Origin of the sequence: Amycolatopsis thailandensis (genome assembly GCF_002234405.1) — a bacterium.
Classification (GTDB): Bacteria; Actinomycetota; Actinomycetes; order Mycobacteriales; family Pseudonocardiaceae; genus Amycolatopsis; species Amycolatopsis thailandensis.
In genome coordinates this window covers 1-1,301 of the sequence record NZ_NMQT01000242.1, presented here as the reverse complement: position 1 = coordinate 1,301, position 1,301 = coordinate 1, and the positions used below count along the sequence as shown (strand labels likewise).

The 1,301-nt window shown below is 73.6% G+C and carries 1 protein-coding gene; it reads left to right on the top strand.

Annotated features, from left to right (window positions below):
• Window positions 1-1,301: amino acid adenylation domain-containing protein (locus tag CFP71_RS41975; protein WP_143267284.1), on the top strand; the 1,301-nt coding region annotated here is incomplete at both ends.

Genomic DNA, 1,301 nt, shown 5'->3' with positions numbered 1-1,301 from the left:
TGCTGGCGGTGCTGAAGGCCGGTGGCGTGTTCGTGCCGCTGGACACCGGCTGGCCGGAGGCCCGGATGCGCGCGGTGACCGCGGACGCGGGCGCCTGCCTGCTCCTGGCGCACGAGCCGACCAGCGGGCTCGAACTCGGCGTCGCGACGTTGACGGTCGAGGCCGGGACGGACACCGCGGTGGAACTGCCGGATTCGGTGCCGCCGGATTGTGCCGCCTACGTGATGTACACGTCCGGCTCGACCGGCGAGCCGAAGGGCGTCGTGGCCACCCATCGGGACGTCGTGCGCCTGGCGCTGGACCGGTGCTGGGGGACCGCGGCACGGGTGCTGTTCCACGCCCCGCACGCGTTCGACGCGTCGTCCTACGAACTGTGGGTGCCGCTGCTGTCGGGCGGCACCGTGGTGATCGCGCCGGACGAGCGCGTCGACGCGGCGTCGATCCGGCGATCGATCTCCGCGCACGGGCTGACCCACATCCACGTGACCGCCGGTCTGCTGCGGGCACTGGCCGACGACGACCCGGGCTGCTTCGCCGGAGTGCGCGAGGTGCTGACGGGCGGGGACGTGGTGACGGCCGACGCCGTGCGCCAGGTCCTGGAGGCGGGTTCCGGGGTGGTCGTGCGGCATCTCTACGGGCCGACCGAGGTCACGCTGTGCGCCACCCAGCACGAGATCGCCGAGGCCGCCGAGGCCGGCGTCGCGCTGCCCATCGGGCGGCCGCTGGACAACACCCGTGTCTACGTCCTGGACGACGGGCTCAACGTGGTCCCGGTGGGCGTCGCGGGCGAGCTGTACGTCGCCGGTGCCGGAATCGCGCGCGGCTATGTCAACCGCGCCCAGTCCACGGCGGAGCGGTTCGTCGCGTGCCCGTACGGGACGGGCGGGCGGATGTACCGCACAGGGGACCTGGCCCGGTGGACGCCGGACGGACGGCTGGTGTTCGCCGGTCGCGCGGACGACCAGGTGAAGATCCGCGGGTTCCGGGTGGAACCGGGCGAGGTCGAGGCCGTGCTCGCCGGGCATCCGGCGGTCGCGCGGGCCACCGTCGTCGTGCGTGAAGATGTGCCGGGGGACAAACGGCTCGTCGGTTACGTGGTGCCCGTGGACGGCAGCGGGTCCATTGCCGACGCGGTGCGCGACCATGTCGCGGGCCGCTTGCCCGAGTACCTCGTCCCGGCGTCGTTCGTGGAACTGGCGGCGCTTCCATTGACGGTCAACGGGAAGGTCGACCGCGCGGCGCTGCCCGCGCCCGAGTACGCGGCCGGTGCGGGGCGCACTCCGGCGAACGCCACGGAAGAG